At 36.6% G+C, this 19,725-nt stretch carries 19 protein-coding genes and 1 riboswitch; of the genes, 2 read left to right on the top strand and 17 right to left on the bottom strand.

Features of this window, described 5'->3' with window-relative positions; all coding sequences use genetic code 11:
• Positions 1-99: 99 nt before the first annotated feature.
• The 12 genes from lysS to pth all read right to left on the bottom strand — a co-directional run bounded on the left by lysS (position 100) and on the right by pth (position 14,888).
• Positions 100-1,599 (bottom strand): lysine--tRNA ligase, encoded by a 1,500-nt coding sequence (gene lysS, locus N0K80_RS07470; protein ID WP_269024266.1) that lies wholly within the window; start codon positions 1,597-1,599, stop codon positions 100-102.
• 72 nt (positions 1,600-1,671) lie between these two features.
• On the bottom strand, positions 1,672-2,682 hold the full coding sequence (gene dusB / locus N0K80_RS07475; RefSeq protein ID WP_057974366.1) for a tRNA dihydrouridine synthase DusB: 1,011 nt from the start codon (positions 2,680-2,682) through the stop codon (positions 1,672-1,674).
• A gap of 71 nt (positions 2,683-2,753) precedes the next feature.
• A complete protein-coding gene (gene hslO / locus N0K80_RS07480) occupies positions 2,754-3,638 on the bottom strand; it encodes an Hsp33 family molecular chaperone HslO (RefSeq protein ID WP_112251449.1) in 885 nt (294 codons plus the stop codon).
• A 75-nt stretch (positions 3,639-3,713) separates the two neighbouring features.
• Positions 3,714-5,792: an ATP-dependent zinc metalloprotease FtsH gene (ftsH, locus tag N0K80_RS07485; protein WP_146343025.1), complete on the bottom strand. Its 2,079-nt coding sequence runs from the start codon at positions 5,790-5,792 to the stop codon at positions 3,714-3,716.
• Positions 5,793-5,892: 100 nt separating this feature from the next.
• Positions 5,893-6,432, bottom strand: coding sequence for a hypoxanthine phosphoribosyltransferase (hpt, locus tag N0K80_RS07490; RefSeq protein WP_112251445.1), 540 nt, complete (start codon positions 6,430-6,432; stop codon positions 5,893-5,895).
• A gap of 5 nt (positions 6,433-6,437) precedes the next feature.
• Complete coding sequence (gene tilS, locus N0K80_RS07495; RefSeq protein ID WP_269024265.1) at positions 6,438-7,802, bottom strand: tRNA lysidine(34) synthetase TilS; 1,365 nt, start codon at positions 7,800-7,802, stop codon at positions 6,438-6,440.
• A 79-nt stretch (positions 7,803-7,881) separates the two neighbouring features.
• A complete protein-coding gene (locus N0K80_RS07500) occupies positions 7,882-8,361 on the bottom strand; it encodes a S1 domain-containing RNA-binding protein (RefSeq protein ID WP_057974361.1) in 480 nt (159 codons plus the stop codon).
• 98 nt (positions 8,362-8,459) lie between these two features.
• Positions 8,460-8,846 (bottom strand): FtsB family cell division protein, encoded by a 387-nt coding sequence (locus N0K80_RS07505; RefSeq protein WP_269024264.1) that lies wholly within the window; start codon positions 8,844-8,846, stop codon positions 8,460-8,462.
• A gap of 46 nt (positions 8,847-8,892) precedes the next feature.
• On the bottom strand, positions 8,893-9,159 hold the full coding sequence (locus N0K80_RS07510) for an RNA-binding S4 domain-containing protein (RefSeq protein ID WP_057974359.1): 267 nt from the start codon (positions 9,157-9,159) through the stop codon (positions 8,893-8,895).
• A gap of 17 nt (positions 9,160-9,176) precedes the next feature.
• Positions 9,177-10,745, bottom strand: a complete 1,569-nt coding sequence (locus tag N0K80_RS07515; protein ID WP_269024263.1) for a putative polysaccharide biosynthesis protein — start codon at positions 10,743-10,745, stop codon at positions 9,177-9,179.
• Positions 10,746-10,766: 21 nt separating this feature from the next.
• Positions 10,767-14,288, bottom strand: coding sequence for a transcription-repair coupling factor (gene mfd / locus N0K80_RS07520; RefSeq protein WP_269024262.1), 3,522 nt, complete (start codon positions 14,286-14,288; stop codon positions 10,767-10,769).
• A 36-nt stretch (positions 14,289-14,324) separates the two neighbouring features.
• Positions 14,325-14,888 carry an aminoacyl-tRNA hydrolase gene (gene pth / locus N0K80_RS07525; protein ID WP_269008119.1) on the bottom strand — a complete coding sequence of 188 codons (564 nt, stop codon included), beginning with the start codon at positions 14,886-14,888 and terminating at the stop codon, positions 14,325-14,327.
• A gap of 209 nt (positions 14,889-15,097) precedes the next feature.
• Between pth and N0K80_RS07530 the strand changes: the two genes are divergently transcribed.
• Both N0K80_RS07530 and cbpA read left to right on the top strand, forming a co-directional pair.
• Positions 15,098-16,060, top strand: a complete 963-nt coding sequence (locus N0K80_RS07530; protein WP_057974355.1) for an L-lactate dehydrogenase — start codon at positions 15,098-15,100, stop codon at positions 16,058-16,060.
• Between the two features lie 149 nt (positions 16,061-16,209).
• On the top strand, positions 16,210-16,845 hold the full coding sequence (cbpA, locus tag N0K80_RS07535; RefSeq protein ID WP_146343037.1) for a cyclic di-AMP binding protein CbpA: 636 nt from the start codon (positions 16,210-16,212) through the stop codon (positions 16,843-16,845).
• 31 nt (positions 16,846-16,876) lie between these two features.
• Here cbpA and N0K80_RS07540 read toward each other — a convergent pair whose 3' ends face one another.
• The 5 genes from N0K80_RS07540 to acpS all read right to left on the bottom strand — a co-directional run bounded on the left by N0K80_RS07540 (position 16,877) and on the right by acpS (position 19,636).
• Positions 16,877-17,377, bottom strand: coding sequence for a QueT transporter family protein (locus N0K80_RS07540; protein ID WP_146302889.1), 501 nt, complete (start codon positions 17,375-17,377; stop codon positions 16,877-16,879).
• A gap of 9 nt (positions 17,378-17,386) precedes the next feature.
• Positions 17,387-17,431: riboswitch (PreQ1 riboswitch) on the bottom strand.
• 24 nt (positions 17,432-17,455) lie between these two features.
• Positions 17,456-17,827, bottom strand: a complete 372-nt coding sequence (locus N0K80_RS07545; RefSeq protein WP_269024261.1) for a type II toxin-antitoxin system PemK/MazF family toxin — start codon at positions 17,825-17,827, stop codon at positions 17,456-17,458.
• A 14-nt stretch (positions 17,828-17,841) separates the two neighbouring features.
• Positions 17,842-18,075 (bottom strand): hypothetical protein, encoded by a 234-nt coding sequence (locus N0K80_RS07550; RefSeq protein WP_269024260.1) that lies wholly within the window; start codon positions 18,073-18,075, stop codon positions 17,842-17,844.
• A 65-nt stretch (positions 18,076-18,140) separates the two neighbouring features.
• Positions 18,141-19,262 carry an alanine racemase gene (gene alr / locus N0K80_RS07555; RefSeq protein WP_269024259.1) on the bottom strand — a complete coding sequence of 374 codons (1,122 nt, stop codon included), beginning with the start codon at positions 19,260-19,262 and terminating at the stop codon, positions 18,141-18,143.
• A gap of 14 nt (positions 19,263-19,276) precedes the next feature.
• Positions 19,277-19,636 (bottom strand): holo-ACP synthase, encoded by a 360-nt coding sequence (gene acpS, locus N0K80_RS07560; protein WP_146343041.1) that lies wholly within the window; start codon positions 19,634-19,636, stop codon positions 19,277-19,279.
• Positions 19,637-19,725: the final 89 nt, after the last annotated feature.

A 19,725-nucleotide genomic window follows, 5' to 3' on the forward strand; every position in this document is an offset into this window, starting at 1 on the left:
GCTAAAATGCACTTTGTCAACAACAAATATTCAAAATAAAAAAAGTAGTACATTTCGATTACAAATTTGCAATCAAAACGTACTACTTTCATCATATTTTTATTGGTTATCTTCTGGTCGCATTGTTGGAAATAATAGTACATCTCTGATAGATTGGGCATCTGTCATTAACATTACTAATCTATCTATTCCGATTCCCAGGCCACCCGTTGGAGGCATTCCGTATTCGAGAGCTTCAATGAAATCTTCATCAATTCCCTCTGCTTCGTCATTACCGTCCTCACGTTCTTCTACCTGAGCTTCAAATCTTTCTCTTTGATCGATTGGATCATTTAATTCAGTAAACGCATTAGCATATTCCGTACCCAAAATGTACATTTCAAAACGATCAGTAAATCTAGGATTGTCCTCGTTTTTCTTTGCTAAAGGAGATATTTCTAAAGGATGTCCATAAACAAAGGTCGGATCTACAATCGTATCTTCAACAAATTTTTCGAAAAATTCATTAATTATATGTCCGACCTTCCAGTATGCCTCATATTTAACATGATGCTCGTCAGCCAATTTTTGCGCTTCCTCCACTGACATTTCTTTCCAGAAATCAACCCCAGTCACAGATTTAATCGCATCAACCATATGAACTCTTGCAAATTTTTTATTAAAATCTACTTTTTTTCCGTCATATTCGATGATTCCATCATCTGAAACGACATCCGCAACTGCTTTAAAAATACCTTCAGTTTCGTCCATAACGTCATGAAAATCATAGTATGCCACATATGTTTCAAGCATTGTAAATTCAGGATTATGCTTTGTATCAATTCCTTCATTACGGAATACTCGTCCAATTTCGTATACTTTTTCCATTCCACCGACAATAAGGCGTTTTAAATGTAATTCAAGCGCAATTCTCAAATATAATTCAATATCTAACGCATTATGATGCGTTGTAAAGGGTTTTGCAGATGCTCCACCGGCTTGGTTATGTAAAACTGGTGTTTCAACTTCAACGTATCCATTACCATCTAAATAACGTCTTACAGCCGAAATAATTTGACTACGCTTCATAAATCGATCAAAACTCTCACGATTTGTAATCAAATCTAAATATCTTTGTCTATATATTTGTTCTACATTTTGTAAACCATGAAATTTATCCGGTAATGGTCGTAATGCTTTTGACAAGAACGTAATTTCTGTTGGACGAATTGTTAACTCACCCATATCCGTTTTCATAACATCACCAGTTATTCCAACAAAATCACCAATATCCGCACGTTTAAAGATATGGTACGTATCCTCACCCACGACATCTTTACGGACGTATAATTGTAAACGACCATCTTTATCTTGGATATCAGCAAAACTAACTTTACCCTTGCCACGTTTAGACATTAATCTACCCGCAACTGTTGCTTGAATATCCATGCCATCTAGTTCTTCTTTAGTTAATTCGTCATACTTATCGTGCAGCGCTTTAGTCATATCCTTACGTTCAAAACGGTGTCCAAATGGATCTACTCCCGCTTCACGAAGTTCTACAACTTTCTCGCGACGTACCTTTAATTGATCATTCATGCTCTGTTCTTGCTTTGCCATATTATATTCCTCACTTTAATTACATATTTCACTTACTATCATGCCAATTAACCCGTGAAAATGCAACTATTTCTAAGCTTCTTTTTGCATTAATTTGAATTCACGTTCTTTTGTATCTTCTAAGAATTTATCAAATATCGTAATCATTGTTTCTTCCGAATTTGCCTCGTTTAAAGCAGCCTTAGCTCTTGCAGAACGAGAAATGCCCTTTAAATAATACGCGGCCTGACTTCTAAATTCTTTAGGTCCAATAACTTCACCCTTAATCTGACAAAGCGCATGTAAGTGCTCTTTAGCAACTAATATCTTCTCTGATGCCGATGGTTCAGCAATAAGTTTACCTGTTTCAAGGTATGTCGTTGTTTGCTTAATCATCCATGGATTTCCTAACGCTGCGCGACCAATCATAACTGCATCGGCACCAACTTCATCCAACATCTTCTTGGCATCTTGCGGTGTTTTAATATCACCATTACCCATAAAAGGAATCGTTTTTAAATTACTTTTAACTTCATGTAAAATATTCCAGTCTGCTTTACCATTATACATTTGGTAACGTGTTCTACCATGCATTGCAAGTGCGGCAGCACCACCTTGTTCAGCAGCCAACGCATTTTCAACTGCTAAAATGTGATCTTCATCCCAGCCCGTTCTCATTTTAACAGTAACCGGAATTGATAGTTCGCTTGTTACGGCGTCTACCATTTCGTAGACCTTATCCGGATCAAGTAACCAACGTGCACCTGCATCTGTTTTTGTTACTTTAGGTACGGGGCAACCCATATTAATATCAACAATATCAGCTGAAGTATGTTCCTCAACAAATTTTGCAGCTGCAACTAATGTTTCTTTATCGCCACCGAAAATTTGAACACTAACTGGATGTTCTCTAGGATCAACAAACAACATACTCAATGTCTTTTTATTTCTAAATTGGATTCCTTTATCAGAAATCATTTCACAAACGACTAATCCGGCACCAAAATCTTTACAAATCATTCTGAAAGCCGCATTTGTTACACCTGCCATTGGCGCAACAACTACTTGATTAGGGATTAATATATCACCAATTTTCCATTCCATTCTATTCACCTCGTCATTTTTTACGCTTACTATTGTTTAGTATCATATCACAAATAATATTTTGATAATATTTATTTAGCCGAACTATTTAACAATTGCATTAATTCATCTTCGGAGTATTGGTACTTATTTCCACAAAAACGACAAACCGCTTCTGCACCATGATCTAATTCGATCATCTCGGTAATATCAGCTTTAGGTAGTGTAGCCAACGACCCATAAAATTTATCTTTTGAACAGTCACATTCAAATGCAACCGGCATTGTATCCAAAATGTTAATATTTTCTTCACCAAACATGAGATAAATAATATCTTCCGGCGTTTTACCTTCTCTAAGCAACTCAGAAACCATTGGCATTTCCGCTAATTTTTTTTCTAATGCATCGAGTACCTCATCCGTTGCGCCCGGCATCACTTGAATCATAAAACCACCTGCAACTTCAATCGTATTATCTGTATTTACAAAAACAGATAATCCAACAGAAGAAGGGATCTGTTCTGATTTGGCCAGATAGTAGGTAAAATCTTCACCAAGTTCACCGGAAATTAATGGGACCTGCCCTGTGAATGGTTCTTTCATTCCCATATCTTTCGTCACAGCCATCGTTCCAGTTGTTCCAACCGCACCTTTAACATCAATTTTATGTTTTTCATTCAATGGCAAGTGGATATGTGGTTCATGTAGATACCCTTTAACTGTCCCATCCGCATTACCATCAATCACAATAGCGCCAACTGGTCCATCGCCGTTAATTTTAACCGTCATTTTTTCATCACCGGATAGCGTAGACGTACTCAATAGTAACGTCCCCACTAAACTACGTCCAAGTGCTGCCGATGCCGCACTCCATGTATCATGTCGCCTTTGTGCTTCAGCAACCGTATTTGTCGCAGTTACAGCATATACTCTTAATTGGCCATCATAAGCCAAACTTTTCACAAGATAATCTTTCATTTATTTCTCCTTAATATTTCGTTTTAGACCAACAAGAACTCCGACAGATAATCCATCGGAGTTCTTGTGTGACGACTATTTATCGTCTTTATTTACTTTAGGATTAAACACAACCGTTTTAGTCAAATCAACTTCATTTGATTCTTCGGCCATTTTTTGTGCATCTTTACGTTCTAATTCTTTTTTTGTTGCTTCAAAAGAACCATCTTTTTCACTTGGAAATTCATTTACGTCATCCTTTTCTGGCATCTTGCCATCTTCGAATAAGCTTAAAATTTCTTTTTCATCAAGTGTTTCAAATTCTAATAATTTATCCGCAATCAATTTATGTTGATCCCTGTGGGCTTCAATGATTTCTTTAGCAAGTGTCATACCTTCTTCAGATAAACGACGAACTTCAGAATCAATAATATCAGCCGTGTTACTTGAGTAAGCAGCACTTGGTTGACCTGAACCACCAGCGAACATTTGACTATCACCTTCTAATTGAACCGGTCCGAGTTTTTCGCTCATTCCATATTCAGTAACCATTGAGCGAGCCATTTGTGTAGCTTGTTGGAAATCGTTTGATGCACCTGAAGATTGTTCGTGATTAATAATTTCTTCAGCCGCACGACCACCCATTAATCCAGCAATTTGTTCGCTCATATCTTTTTTAGATAATAACATTTGATCTTCTTTTGGTAACATAATTGCGTAACCGCCAGCGCGACCTCGAGGAACAATCGTAACTTTGTGAACAACTCTAGCTTCATTCAACACTAACCCAACAATTGTATGTCCGGCTTCATGGAATGCAACAGTTCTACGTTCTTTTTCATTGATAACACGATCACGTTTGGCTGGTCCCGCAATTACTCGATCCTCAGCTTCATCCATATCACTTGCATCAATTTTTGATTTATTACGACGAGCGGCCAACAACGCGGCTTCATTTAGAAGATTTTCTAAATCAGCCCCAACGAATCCTGGCGTTTGTTTCGCAATAACTTTTAAATCAACATCTGAAGCCAATGGCTTGTTTTTAGCATGAACAGCTAATATTGCTTCACGGCCCTTAACATCAGGACGACCAACTAAAACCTTACGATCAAAACGACCCGGACGTAAAAGCGCTGGATCAAGAACATCAGAACGGTTAGTAGCTGCAATAACGATTACACCTTCTGTACCCGTAAATCCATCCATTTCAACAAGTAATTGGTTTAACGTTTGTTCACGTTCATCGTTACCGCCACCTGTACCGGAACCACGACGACGTCCAACAGCATCAATTTCATCGATAAAAATAATTGATGGTGCCGTTTTTTTAGCATTTTCAAATAAATCACGTACACGACTTGCACCAACTCCGACGAACATCTCGACAAAATCAGACCCTGAGATAGAGTAGAATGGCACTTCAGCCTCACCAGCAACAGCCTTTGCAAGCAATGTTTTACCAGTACCCGGAGGTCCCTCAAGAAGAACACCCGATGGAATTCTTGCACCTAAGTCGGCAAATTTGCGTGGTGCTTTCAAGAATTCAACAACTTCAACAAGTTCTTGTTTTTCTTCTTCAGCACCAGCAACATCGGCAAAACGAACTTTATTATCTTTTTTCTCAGAAGGTTTTGTCTTTGATTTACCAAAGTTCATGACTTTACCACCGCCACCGCCACCTTGTCCTGCTTGTCCCATCATAAGATAGAAAAAGCCGACCATTAATACAAGTGGGATAACCGTAATAGCTAATTGTAACCAGATGCTATCTGATTGTTCTTCTTTTGTATCTATTTTTGTCTTCGTTGCTTCAGCTGATTTCAAAATTTGTGACATATTTGAATCATTTTGAAGTACTGTTGACGTAAATTTTGTAACCTTTGTTGTTTTCTTAGCAGCCGGAATTAAAGAAAATCCGGTATTCTTACTTTTTTCTGTTTGCGCCTTAGTATAAGTACCCGTTATTTTGTAAACGCCACCTGATGGTTGAATATCAAATGACTTCACCTTACTTGATTGTAAATCTGAGACGAATTCACTTGATTGAATTTCTTGTGTTTCTGTTCCGCTATTACCATCGAAAAAGAAATACATTACGCCCATTATTCCAAGCATAATAACTATGTAAAATAAACTATTTTTAAAAAGCCCATTTTTAGGATTGTTTTTCATATCTACTCTCCTGCCCATTTTTCTTTATTTTTAATTCAGCTATTGCTTGAATTTGAATAGGATACACTATATCACAATTGACATTCTTTGACCATTATTATTACTCCGTGTAGATTTCAGGTTTTAAGATACCAATGTATGGCAAGTTTCGATACTTTTCAGCGTAATCCAAGCCATATCCAACCACAAATTCATTCGGTACTTCAAATCCCGCATAATCAACTTGAACATCCACTTTACGACCTTCTGGTTTATCTAATAATGAACAAACCTTAACGGATTTTACGTTTCTACCGTTAAATAGGTCAATCAAGTATGCCAAAGTTTGGCCCGTATCCACAATATCTTCAACAATAATTACATCTCTGCCTTTAACATCTATGTCCAGATCTTTTATAATCTTAACGTTGCCAGTTGATACGACGCCATCTCCATAACTTGAAACGTTCATAAAATCAACTTCTGCATAGTCTGAAACATTTTTGGCAATATCAGCCATAAAAAGATAGGCACCCTTTAATATACAAACAAGCAATGGATTTTTTCCTTGATAATCAGCCGTGATCTGTTGTCCTAAGCGTTGCGTTACAGCTTGAATTTCTTGTTCACTGTAAAGAACTTTTTTGATATCCGCATCCATACACTTTAGCCTCTTCCCTGACCCTGTTTTTTTAAAACGATTATGTCTTGTATTTTATCAGTTTCAAAGGGTTCTGACAATTGAGATTTCTTATAATTTATTAACCATATGATCTGTTTAGTATTCGTTTCTAGCAACCAAGCCTTATTTCTATCATCTTTGGTTACTTTTTGATCAATAAATATTTTTTTAATTTTTTGATTACCGCTATTCGCAACACTTATAAAGTCTCCTGAAAGCTTTTGTCTCAAGGTGAGACCCTCGTCAATAATTAAAGGATCAACAAAAATATAATCCGATATATCAGAATCGGTTAAATTAATTTCGTCACGATTAAATACGCCAATTTTTTCATTTTCATTTAGGTTAAACCATATATTTTTAACGACCTGTATTTTTTCGGGTGTGCTGTCATTCTTTTTTTCGTTTTTCACGAAATTCATATACTCATATTGTTTAACAAATTGCTGATCATGACCCAAATCAATTTTGCCTTGTGGTTTTTTAGGGTTCACTAGCAATTGAATGATTTGCCTAATTTGGTCCATTTTCAAGAAAACATCTCGGCTCTCGGCGATTCTTTTCAACACGGGGATTTGCCATTTTTTCGTTAAAATTGTCCATTTTTTCACTTGAAATCCGGATTCATCTTTCAACACAGTTACTTTTTCATCAATCGATTCATCTACTAATTCCAGCAAGTCTGATAATTGATTCGCATAGCTCTGTGCATGCTCGATTGCTTGCTGATTATTTTCAAGCATTTTCGGTATGATTTCTTTTCTAACACGATTTCTAAAAAAATCAGTTGATTGATTCGTTTCATCTTCAAAAAATGGAATCCCTTGTTTTTCAGCATATTGCCTAATAACTTGTTTTGAAAACGACAGCAATGGTCGAATTAATTGACCCGGTCCAAATGATCGAATTCCACTAATTCCAGTTAATTGTCGGATGTCTCCTCCACGAATTCCTTTCATAACAAGCGTTTCTATTTGATCATTAGATTGGTGTGCCGTCATTAGCGTTGGATAATCACCTGAACGCATGACCTGCTCAAAAAACGCATATCGCATTTTTCGAGCCTCATTTTCGATACCTTTTAGCCCATGTTCAGACACGGGCCAAACTTTTTTATATAATTTAAGTTGATTTTCTAGACAATACTTTTCAATAAATTCAGTTTCAATCTGACTTTGCGCTCTCAGTTGATGGTCAACATAGGCAATACCAATTTCCGGTCGGCTGTCATTTGGCAGTTGTCTTAATAAATCAAGTAGTACCATAGAATCAACGCCAGTCGAAACGGCAACTAAGACTTTTTTGGGACTCCCAAGCAGTCGGTATTGAGCCTCGAACTTTGTATTCAACACAACTTTTCTCCTTTTTTAAATTAAAAAAAGAGCGGTTTAAAATTTTCATTTCAACCACTCATTTTAAAATTTGTTATTAATTACGTCGGCCGCCACGGCCACCGCGTTTACCTTCAGTACTTCTTTTTAGCGAAACTAAACGATCTTCACTATCTTTCAAAAATCCAGATAGTAATGAATCAAAGTCATCTTTTTGAGGCTCAACTTTTTTAGTCTGATAACGATTCTTGCCACCACCTGATGGACGAGAACTAGTCGATGCACGAGCATCTTTGTTAAATGTTTTCTGTGGACGAGATTTTGTTTCTGTTACTTGAGGTTTATCAACCGCTTTGCGTATTGATAAACTAATTTTTCCATCATCACCGATGGATAAAACCTTAACTGTAACTTCATCCCCAACAGTTAATGCATCATGAATATCCTTAATAAATCCGTCAGATACCTCACTAATATGCACTAACCCTGTTTTTCTGTCACCCAAATCAATAAACGCACCGAAATTTGTGATTCCTGAAACTTTACCTGAAACTTTCTCTCCGACTTCAATAGACATAAAAAAGTTGCTCCTCCTTAGATATATATACCATTTTAGTATACCACGCTATAAACCTTGATACAAAGTTAAATCATGACCAATATTTTTTGTGCCCATTAATTTTTTAAATTAGTTTTATCGCTAGGAAAACTATAAACTGTTTCCCCTTTTTTAGAGAAATAATATTTCTCACGAATTAATTTCAGTAAATAATCATTATCATTTAACTGTTCAACCTGGAATTTAAGATCCTTTTGCTCCGTTTTAGCTTTTTCTAATTTTGTTTGTTCAACTGTCGTCTCTTGCTTATAACGTGCAACTTTAACTTTTGTTGAGATTAGTTGCACGCTAAAGAAAATAATAATAATCGCCAAAATAGCCGTCAATCCGATCAAACGTCGTCGATGAATACGTGCTAAACGTTGATCTGCTTTTTGCCCGTTCTTGTTTGCTCTCATGAAATCATTATCTAAGAATTTAATTTTCGATTTATTATCGGCCATGTTTGTCTCCTAACCCAATAAAGGTAATCCAATCAAAAATCGATAATTATCGACTTTCTTCAGTATAAACTTCAGAAACGACTTCATATAAATCAATAGATTCTGCTTTTTTTGTCGTTTCTTTAAGTGCCATTACTTTAACGGTTAACGTTTTATTACCAAATTGAATCGTTAAATCATCCCCAACAACGACATCTGTAGATGATTTCGCAACTTTATCATTGATGGTAATACGACCTTTGTCTGCAATTTCTTTTGCAACCGTTCGGCGTTTAATAATACGTGATACTTTTAAAAATTTATCTAATCTCATTAGTTTAGTCCCCTTTATTATCGTCTAATTTTTTTCAAAATACGTTTTCCAAATGGTAAACTTAACCATTCTCTAATAGAAAATAGTTGCCATTTAATTGCCATCAGGGCAAATATGCCAGCTCCTATAGAACCAGAAACGAGCGCGACAAGCCCACTTAATAAACGATTACCATTTACCCAATTAATTAATTGATTATCTAATAAATAAACCACAATTCCCATCATTACACAAACTAATGTTAATTTTATCATAAAAGGTGGATCGATTAGTAGCTGCCTTGTCACACTTGGTGACATTATCCACATGGCAATTAGCACAACTAGTAAGCTCAGAATTGTTGCTACGCTGGCGCCCACAGTCCCCATAACAGAAACCAAATAAAAATTGATACCCATTTTAAGTAGGAGTCCAATAAGCAATGAAATAACTGCCGTTCGATACAAGCCTAAGCTCTGTAATACGCTGTTGTATGTCCCGATAACCGCCGCCAAAAAGATACTTATCATATAAACGGATAATGTTTCATTTTGCAATTGATCACCAAATAAAAACTGATTAACCATTGGCATTAATGCGACTAATCCCACTGTTGCAGCCATTGATAAGGCTACTGTCACATGGACCAACATCTTAGCATACCGCTGAAAATCTCGTTTCCGATTTTCACGTCGTGCCGCCGCCAGAGAAGGTAGTAGCATTGAAGAAAATCCAACTGAAATGACTAACCCTAGCTGAACTAACGGCTGAGCACGATCATAAATTCCTTTTAACGATTTAGCAGCAGTATTTGAGTAGCCAAAATGTACCAAGCCATTTTTCACCGTGAATGAATCAATCAGTTGCAATAAAACCATCATTGCAGCAAACAGGCAAATAACCAGTCCTTCTGAAAACAACTTTTTAGTAACAACCATCAGTCTTCGCCTATCTAGACGCATGGTCACTTTTTTGAAATCGATGCTAAAGAAATGGTAAAAAGATAAACTTGCACCAATCGCACCGACAGTCGCACCAAACATCGCCCATGACCCCATTGAATATAACGACATTTTATTTTTTACCGCAATGTATGCGGCTAAAATAATTAATCCAACACGTAATAATTGTTCTACGACCTGTGAAACTGCTGTTTTATTCATTTCGAAAATTCCTTGGTAATAGCCACGTCCGACGGCTAATACAGGTAGAAATAAGAACATGAACGAGACACTCTTAATTAGACCATCTAATTGACTGTCACCCATTGCTAACGCAATTTTAGATGCCCCTAACTGCAATCCGAAAAAAACGATCATGCTAAATACGCCTAAAACAATAAAAATATCCTGAGATAATTTTATTTTATCTTCCTCTAGAGGTTCCTCAGCAATTAACTTACTAATATAGACAGGAAACCCGGTCAACGCAAAAGTCATCCCTATTCCATAAATAGGATAAACCTGTTGATAAATATAAAATCCTGTATCGCCAACTAAATTTTGAAAGGGTACTCTGTAAATGGCACTCAAAATTTTGGCAATCAACGAGGCAACCGACAAAATCATCGCGCCTCGCATTAAATGTCTAAGCTGCTTATTTCCCATATTATTTTGATTCCTTTTTATTTAGTCAGCGATCGTTATTTCGCCAACAGACTCACTCAACGCTTGAACAACGTTTTGTAGTTCAATTAACCAATCTTCTTCAGTCATCTTAGGCTGAATCACCAAAATCACACGCATTTGCTTGCCTTGTGGTTTTAACGACGCCTTTAATTTTGTTGTCGATAATGCCTTAAAAATGGCTTCCGTACCTAATAATGTCGTCCCTTTTTCAGAAACGGAAACAATCAACTGATCTTTATCTTTTTTAATTTTCTCAACTAATGCTTTATCGGCAAATAATTTAAGTAACCCAACTTCCATTAAGTTGTTTACTTCGGTTGGAAATTCACCAAAACGATCAATCAAATCACCCTGAACTTCTAAATATTGGTCATAAGTATCGAGTTGACGAATTCGTTTATAGATTTCAATTTTTTGACGTTGATCGTCAATATATGTTGATGGTAGGTACGCCTCAATATTAATTTCAATTTCTGAGTCGGATTTAGGATCAACTTTTTTACCTTGTTTTTTATTCACAGCCTCTGTCAACATCTGTGTATACAAATCGTATCCCACGGAATCAATAAAGCCATGTTGTTGTCGTCCTAATAAATTTCCTGCCCCACGAATAGATAAATCTCGCATGGCAATTTTAAATCCGGACCCTAATTCAGTAAAATCTTTAATTGCCTCTAACCGCTTCTCGCTGACTTCAGTTAATACCTTATTAGGTTTATACATGAAATAAGAATAGGCGATTCGACTACTACGTCCAACACGGCCACGTAATTGATAAAGTTGTGCCAATCCCATATGATCAGCATTTTCAACAAATAATGTATTCGCATTTGAAATATCCACGCCCGTTTCAATGATTGTCGTTGTGACCAATACATCATAAACACCTTGAATAAAATCGTACAACACATTTTCTAATTGGTTCTCAGTCATTTGCCCATGAATATAAGCAACGCTGGCCTCAGGTACCATAATTTCAATTTCTGAAACAACTTTTTCAATATCTTCAACACGATTATGCAAATAAAAGACCTGCCCACCTCGTTGAAGCTCTCTTTGAATACCATCTCGAATTGTGCCACCGTTTTGTTCCATTACGTATGTTTGAATTGGATAACGATTCAATGGTGCTGTTTCAATTACTGATAAATCACGTACACCAAGCATCGACATATTAAGTGTTCTTGGAATTGGCGTCGCCGTCAACGTTAAAACATCAACTTGTGATTTAAATTCCTTAAGTCGTTCTTTGTGTTTCACACCAAAACGTTGTTCTTCATCAACAATCAGTAAGCCTAAATCGGCGAACTGAATATCCTTCGATAAAATTCGATGCGTCCCAACAACAATATCTAATGCGCCACTGGCCATTTTTTCAGTCGTTTCTTTTAGCTGTTTCTTCGTTCTAAATCGTGATAAAATCCCAATTTCAACTGGAAATCCCTCAAACCGATTAATCATTGTCTCGTAATGTTGCTGAGCCAACACGGTCGTTGGAACAAGTAACGCCACTTGTTTATGGTCCTGAATTGCTTTAAAAGCGGCACGTAATGCAACCTCTGTCTTACCAAAGCCAACATCCCCAATTAATAACCGATCCATTGGTTTCTTTTGTTCCATATCATGCTTAATTTCATTGGAGCTCCTGATTTGATCTTCAGTTTCAGAATATGGGAAGGCATTTTCAAATTCCATTTGGTAGTCATTGTCTTTTGAAAACGTGAAGCCAACCTCTGCTTCACGTTCAGCGTACAAGGCGACTAGGTCATCAGCGATATCTTCAATTTTAGCAGCAACTTTATTTTTTGTTTTGGTCCATTCTGTACCACCTAATTTATTGATTCTAGGTGATTTAGATTCGGATGACACATACTTCTGAACCATATTTAATTGTGTTACCGGAATAAACAACTTTGCTTCATCCCTGTAGGCAATCGTCATATAATCTTGATGTTTCCCGTCAACTTCTAATGTCTCCATACCCATAAATTGGCCAATACCGTGATTGACATGAACTACGTAGTCACCAGGTTTTAAATCCTGATAACTTTTAAGGCGCTCAGCATTAGCTAAAGTCTGTCGTTTTGGTCGTTTCTTAGTGACCTTGTTGAACATCTCGTGTTCAGTCACAACGACCAAGTTTGCTGTCGGCAACTCAAACCCAGCTTGTAGATTACCTTCTACAACCTGAACTTTCCCTAGTTGCAAACTATCCAATGTGGTCATAATAGACGGAATCTCAAAATCATCTAACGTCTGTGAAACCTTATTAAGTCGTTCCTTATCTTGCACCATTACGATAATTGTTTGTTTCTTTTTTAACCAACGATCCATTTCTGTCTTTAGTAGTGGTATTTGACTAAAGAATTGTTGCATCGCATGACCCGGTACATCAATGAGTTGGTTGAATTTTAAATTCCCCATACCCTTTTGGAAATGAGCTAAAAATAACTCAGCATGCGCTTCGTTTTTTAATAAGTCGCGTAACTCAAATCCAAATTTACTCGTTGACAAAACCTGATGCGTTTTTAACTTATCCGCCATCCAGTTATCTTCGTCTAATTTAAGTGTTTTTTCGCTTTCTAACAATCTTGGATAGTCATCCAGGATAACTAAGCCATCTTCACCTAAATAGTTCAACAAGCTGGTTTTAGACTGGTAAATAATATCCCCAAATAATAAGTGTTCTGGAGACAAATGACCCTTTTCAAAATCACTCATAATGGGCATTATATTGGATTCTAATCGTTCTTGGTCGTCGCTATCGAGTCGTTTGTATTCTACGCCATACGCTTTTTTTAATGTTTTACTAGCCTCTAAGAGCATTTCATCGGTCGCAATAAAATCAGTTGCAGGCATAACCTGAATCTGATCCACATTTTCCAAGCTACGCTGATTAGTAACGTCAAAATAACGCAATGAATCAATTTCCGTGTCAAATAAATCCAGGCGAATTGGATTTTCAACAGTTAGGGGATAAATATCTAAAATAGACCCTCGTACAGCAAAATCCCCAGGTCGTTCAACTAATTTTTGACGTTGATAACCCATTGTAAAAAGTTGGGTCTCCGTTTCCTTCAAATCTATATCTTTACCAATAGTTAGATTTAAGGTCGCTTGTTTCCACGTTGTAACGGGGGCCAAAAATCGTCTCAGTCCTGAGATCGACGTGACAACAATTTTAGGTGTTTCACTCAGTAGGGATTGAAGTGTTTGAACACGTTCACTTTTAAATTCAGGTGAACTCGTTGCCAATTCTGCAGCCAATAATTCTTCAACAGGGAATGTCAGCACGTTTTCTTCGTCAATAAAATTAGTTAAATCTTCATTTAATTGAGTCGCATGAAATAAGTTATCGGTCACAATTAACATCGACTTATTTTTATTTTTAAAAATCGTAGCCAACATCAACGTTTTAGCTGAGCCGGTTAACCCGGTTAGTAATTGTCTCGTATGAGGTTCAACATTAGTTAACCAGTTATCCACACCAGGAACAGACTGCATCATTGCTTCTAAATTCATTACGCCACCTTCTACCCTTTTCTAAGCAGTTTTTTCTTATTTATGATTGTATTTATTCATTGTGTTCATAAAATCATCTGTTTCCAACCAATCCTCAGTTGCTAAAGTTGCCGTATTGATTGCATCCCCCAGAGCTTTTTCCTGATTTTTAGAGAATTTAGTTAATACCCAATCAACTACAGAAACTTTATCTGGATGGTCGATACCAATTTTAATTCGTTTAAATTCTTGCGTACCTGTATGCGCTATTATACTTTTTAATCCATTATGCCCACCGGCTGAACCTTTTTGACGTAACCGAATACGGCCAACTTCTAAATCTAAATCATCATTAACAATAAGTATGTCAGAAACGTCTATTTTGTAAAAATCCATCAAAGGTCTAACTGCTCGACCTGATTCGTTCATGTAAGTAGATGGCTTAACTAAGACAATCTTTTCACCATTCAAGTTAAAAGAAGCTACTTGTGCTTCGTACTTACTTGAACCAAAATCAGCATTGTATTGTTTTGCAAATGCATCTACTGTGGCGAAACCAACATTATGCCTTGTACCATCATACTTTTGACCAATATTACCCAAACCAACTATCATTTTCATTTCAATTTCTCCTTTAAATAAACGCAAACATCTGGGCAAGTTTATTAGCTTACCCAGCATTTCGACCCTATTCTTTTCTTTCAATCATTATACCATACTCGATTTATGCCGTTTTTGTAAAAGAACTCGTTCAATCTAGTATGTTTTTTAACAAAAAAACATGTTATAATTATTCAGTAATAATTATAGCTCTGAAAGGATGAATTATTTTGACAAAAACACAAAATCATCAAAAAGTTATCTTAGTCGGCGATGGCGCCGTAGGTTCTAGTTACGCATTCGCAATGACACTCCAAGGTGTCGGCGAAGAATTTGGTATCATCGATGTTGCTAAAGATCGCACTGTCGGAGATGCTTTAGATTTAGAAGATGCTACACCATTCGCATTTCCTAAACGTATTTACTCAGCAGAATATTCTGACTGTGAAGATGCAGATCTTGTCGTTATCACTGCTGGCGCACCACAAAAACCAGGTGAAACACGTCTTGACCTTGTAAACAAAAACTTAAACATCTTGAAAAGTATCGTAACTCCAATCGTTGAATCTGGATTTAAAGGTATTTTCTTAGTTGCTGCTAACCCAGTTGATATTTTAACTTACGCAACAATGAAATTCTCTGGTTTCCCTAAAGATCGCGTTATTGGTTCAGGTACTTCACTTGATACTTCACGTTTACGTGTTGCTTTAAGCAAATTAACTGACATTAACGACCCTCGTTCAATCCATGCTTACATGATGGGCGAACATGGTGATACAGAATTTGCTGCTTACTCAGCTGCAACTGTTGGTGGCCTTCCATTCTTAGATTGGGCAAAAGCTAACAACATTTCTGATGACCAACTTGCTAAAATTGAAGATGACGTTCGTAACAAAGCTTACGAAATCATCAACAAAAAAGGCGCAACATTCTACGGTATTGGTACAGCATTAGCTCGTCTTTCAAAAGCAATTTTGCGTGACGAAAATGCCGTATTACCTGTTAGTGCATACATGGACGGACAATATGGTTTGAACGATATTTATATCGGTACACCAGGTGTTGTTAATGGCCAAGGTCTTGCACAAATCATTGAAGTACCTTTAAGTGATGTTGAGGCTAAACGTATGACTGATTCAGCTGCTACTTTAAAACAAGTTTTAAATGATGGTCTTAAAGAATTAGGCGAATAATTTTTAATTATTTTCCAAAAAAAGGAACGGAAGACATTCTTCCGTTCCTTTTTTAATGCAATCTTAATAATCAAATTACTGTTAAAAAGCTTCATTTATGGTATTATAAAAATGTAAATGAGAAAAATTTAATATTTGGAGGCGTCTATATGTTATTAAATACTTTAGTTAAACCGTTAAAAGAACTCACGACTGTTCGTGAAAGTGTCACACTTGAAGAAGCACTCACGGTCCTAGAAGATTCTGGATTCCGTTGTGTGCCCATCCTGGATGAAACGGGTCAGATCTTCCGTGGTAATATTTATAAGATGCATATTTATCGTCATAAGTCACAAGGCGGAGATATGTCACTTCCCGTAACTTATCTTCTTAAGAACGCAACTAAGTTTATTTCATCTGATTCAGCGTTCTTTAATGTATTCTTCTCAATCAAAGATTTACCTTATATCGCTATTTTAAATGAAAATAACTATTTCGAAGGTATTTTGACGCATACACGTCTTTTAGATATGTTATCTCAGTCATGGAATTTTGACGTTGGTAGTTATGTGTTAACTGTTATTTCAGCCGGAGAACGTGGCGATTTAGTTGATATGGCAAAAGTTATTACAAAATATTCTTCAATCGCTAGTTGTATGACTTTAGATGTTAAAGAAGGCGAATTATTACGTCGAACGTTATTCACATTGCCAGGCGGAGTTACGCAAGAAAAAGTTGATAAGATTGTTGATAACTTGGGACGTAAAGAGTTCATTGTTTCCGAAATTGAAGACTTACGTGGCTAAATAAAAAACAGACCTTCTCAGGTCTGTTTTTTTAATGCATTCTTTTATCGAAATGAATAGCGCGATCTAAAACGAGCATCAATGGCGCCGTAATAGTCATAATCACAAATTCAGATAATGCGGTCGTACCATAGGTAGGCCAAAATGGTAAATTAGCTGTCATGTTTAGCATAATAGCAATTAAAAACATGGTAAATGAGAAGACCACGATATTTAAAAGCATCTTTTGCCACATTTCTTTAAACCTGGGACTCACAAAAATAACAATTAAAAGACCCATTATTGTTTGTGAACCCCCAAAAAGGACGTCTAACGGGCTACTATAAAAGAGATTAAATAAGATAACCCCTAAAGAAACACCCCAGATATACTTTTTATTGAATAAAACTAAATGATTCAATCCCTCTGATAGACGAAATTGAATGGCACCACTTGCCATACTGAATATTCCTGGAACAACTGCCAATACGATATATAGTGCAGCGATTAAACCATTAATGATAACTTGGTTTACACGGTTATTTTTTGTCATTGTTACTAGACTCCCTTAGTTTTTTAGCGTGGGATGGTTACGAACCACGTTTTTTTATTACTCTATGTTGTTTTTCATTTATTCCACTTTATGTATTGCTGGAACGAGTCCAACACTTGTCCTAAGCGCTTCATCAACCTCAAGCATCCCTTTTTTAGAAAGGTGCGTGATACGATCTTTTAGGCGTTGCTTATCGATAGTGCGGATTTGTTCCATTAGTATAACCGAGTCCTTTTCAATCCCGTCTCTACTTGCTAAGAGACCAACGTGTGTTGGCATTTTAGGTTTTTGAATACGCGCCGTAATGGCGGCAACGATAACGGTTGGACTATATCGATTACCAATATTATTTTGGATAATGAGAACCGGTCTCATCCCCCCTTGTTCAGAACCAACAACGGGAGATAAATCCGCATAGAAAATATCTCCACGTACGATATTATCAACCATTTTATCCCAACTCTCTACATAATTTGAAGACGTAATAAAGCCTCGTCTTCAGATCCTTTAAAATCGTTACTTATTTCACTATTCAACTGTCCCATTTCTGAATATCCGTCGATTAACTCATCCATCGTTTTTTGATGACTTAAAACAGAATTTAATATTTCCGTGTCATTAAGTGCCTCATTACTGATAGAATAGTACGCACAATAGTCGGCCAGATGGCTCGTTATTACTTTCTCATTTTTATCCATTTGTACTTCCCCCATAGAATTACATTCTACAGCTAGTTTACCATAGGGGACCGGCCAAATAAATATTAATTTAGATAAACACGCGGTACACGTTCCGAAAGTGCACAAGTTACCTCGTAATGAATTGTACCGGCATAGGTTGCCACATCTTGTGCAGTTATGACTTCATTACCATCTTTTCCAATCAAAGTTACCTTTGTCCCGTTTGGCATTTTGTATGGCAAACGGACCATGAGTTGATCCATGCAGACGCGACCAATAATTTCACAAAATTGACCGTCAACTAGTAACTTAAATCCTTGTAAGTTGCGAAACACACCATCCGCGTATCCAATTGGTATCGTTCCAACCCATTCATTTTCTTGTGCTTGGTAGGTAATGCCATACCCAACAGAATCACCCGTATGAATTTCTTTCACAAAACTCAATTCAGAGGTTAATCCCATTGCAGGTTTTAATTCATATGGTAACGCTACTTCTCCGCCTGAAGGGTTCAAACCATACATTGAAATGCCCATTCGAATCAGATTACCGTTACAGGCGGCGTGCCATAAGCTTGTTGCCGAATTAGATACATGTACATATCGAGGTCTGTCAACAACTACTGCCATTAATTTATTGAATTTCGCCATTTGCTTCTTGAAGTAAGTATCATCAGGAGAATCTGCTGTCGCAAAATGTGTAAAGATGCCTTCAAAATTAAATACGTCCTTATTACCTTTAAGAAAATTAATTGTTTCCAAAAATGGATCAGCTTCTCTAAAACCGATCCTTCCCATTCCAGTATCCAAAGCTAAATGTACGGATAGAGGAGCTGATTGTTCTTTTTTAAGCAGTACACTGGCCTCTTTCAACCAGTTAAGTTCCGAAACGGTTGCTGATATTTTATTTTCTGCCAACAACGGTGCATATTTACTTTGCGTTAATCCTAAAATTAAAATGGGTTCGCTAAACCCGGCTTCTCGGATAGCTATTGCTTCATCAATGATTGCAACACAAAATCCTTTTACGCCAGCTTCTTTTGCCGTTTTAGCAACCTCAATTAAACCATGTCCATAGGCATCTGCTTTAATAACAGCAAAAATGTCCGTGTCATCCGTTAACGTCTCTTTTTCGGCAATAATATTCGCCTTGATAGCTAATCTATCGACTAAAACCTGAGTTGGACGATGAGTTCCTATGACCATATTTATACTATCTCCTATTCTTTATTTTCTAAAATGACTTCAGTTATAACCAAACTATCCGTGTGTGAGATAGAAATGAAGCCATTACCGTCAAAAGGCTGTTTCATAATTACTGGTTTTCCCATTTCGTTATTGAGTATCTCAACATCTAAAAAGCCAACCTTGTTGCCTATCCCAGTTCCAAAAGCCTTACTGTATGACTCCTTCGCTGAAAATCTCCCAGCAATAAACTCGTCTTTATGTTTACCTTTTAATTTGTTAAATTGATTAATTTCATTTGTTGTGAGGATTTTAGTAATAAATTGCTCATGTTGATTAGCCATTTCTACTACACGCTTAATATCAGATATATCAACGCCAATTCCATAAATCACATTATCACCTATTTCTTTTCATTCAATTTCTTTCAATTATGTCCTTACTAAGTTTATCAAATTTATGCTGTTTCTGCATTAAAATCGCT

Origin of the sequence: Dellaglioa carnosa (assembly GCF_026948345.1) — a bacterium.
GTDB lineage: Bacteria > Bacillota > Bacilli > Lactobacillales > Lactobacillaceae > Dellaglioa > Dellaglioa algida.

Bases quoted from the DNA above. Each gene is read 5' to 3' on its own strand.
- alr (WP_269024259.1), bottom strand. From the start codon at position 19,262: ATGGTCATAGGAACTCATCGTCCAACTCAGGTTTTAGTCGATAGATTA.
- N0K80_RS07510 (WP_057974359.1), bottom strand. From the start codon at position 9,159: ATGAGATTAGATAAATTTTTAAAAGTATCACGTATTATTAAACGCCGA.
- pth (WP_269008119.1), bottom strand. From the start codon at position 14,888: ATGAAAATGATAGTTGGTTTGGGTAATATTGGTCAAAAGTATGATGGT.
- cbpA (WP_146343037.1), top strand. From the start codon at position 16,210: ATGTTATTAAATACTTTAGTTAAACCGTTAAAAGAACTCACGACTGTT.
- N0K80_RS07550 (WP_269024260.1), bottom strand. From the start codon at position 18,075: ATGGATAAAAATGAGAAAGTAATAACGAGCCATCTGGCCGACTATTGT.
- ftsH (WP_146343025.1), bottom strand. From the start codon at position 5,792: ATGAAAAACAATCCTAAAAATGGGCTTTTTAAAAATAGTTTATTTTAC.
- mfd (WP_269024262.1), bottom strand. From the start codon at position 14,288: ATGAATTTAGAAGCAATGATGCAGTCTGTTCCTGGTGTGGATAACTGG.
- N0K80_RS07500 (WP_057974361.1), bottom strand. From the start codon at position 8,361: ATGTCTATTGAAGTCGGAGAGAAAGTTTCAGGTAAAGTTTCAGGAATC.
- hslO (WP_112251449.1), bottom strand. From the start codon at position 3,638: ATGAAAGATTATCTTGTGAAAAGTTTGGCTTATGATGGCCAATTAAGA.
- dusB (WP_057974366.1), bottom strand. From the start codon at position 2,682: ATGGAATGGAAAATTGGTGATATATTAATCCCTAATCAAGTAGTTGTT.
- N0K80_RS07505 (WP_269024264.1), bottom strand. From the start codon at position 8,846: ATGGCCGATAATAAATCGAAAATTAAATTCTTAGATAATGATTTCATG.
- hpt (WP_112251445.1), bottom strand. From the start codon at position 6,432: ATGGATGCGGATATCAAAAAAGTTCTTTACAGTGAACAAGAAATTCAA.
- N0K80_RS07540 (WP_146302889.1), bottom strand. From the start codon at position 17,377: ATGACAAAAAATAACCGTGTAAACCAAGTTATCATTAATGGTTTAATC.
- lysS (WP_269024266.1), bottom strand. From the start codon at position 1,599: ATGGCAAAGCAAGAACAGAGCATGAATGATCAATTAAAGGTACGTCGC.
- N0K80_RS07515 (WP_269024263.1), bottom strand. From the start codon at position 10,745: ATGGGAAATAAGCAGCTTAGACATTTAATGCGAGGCGCGATGATTTTG.
- N0K80_RS07545 (WP_269024261.1), bottom strand. From the start codon at position 17,827: ATGGTTGATAATATCGTACGTGGAGATATTTTCTATGCGGATTTATCT.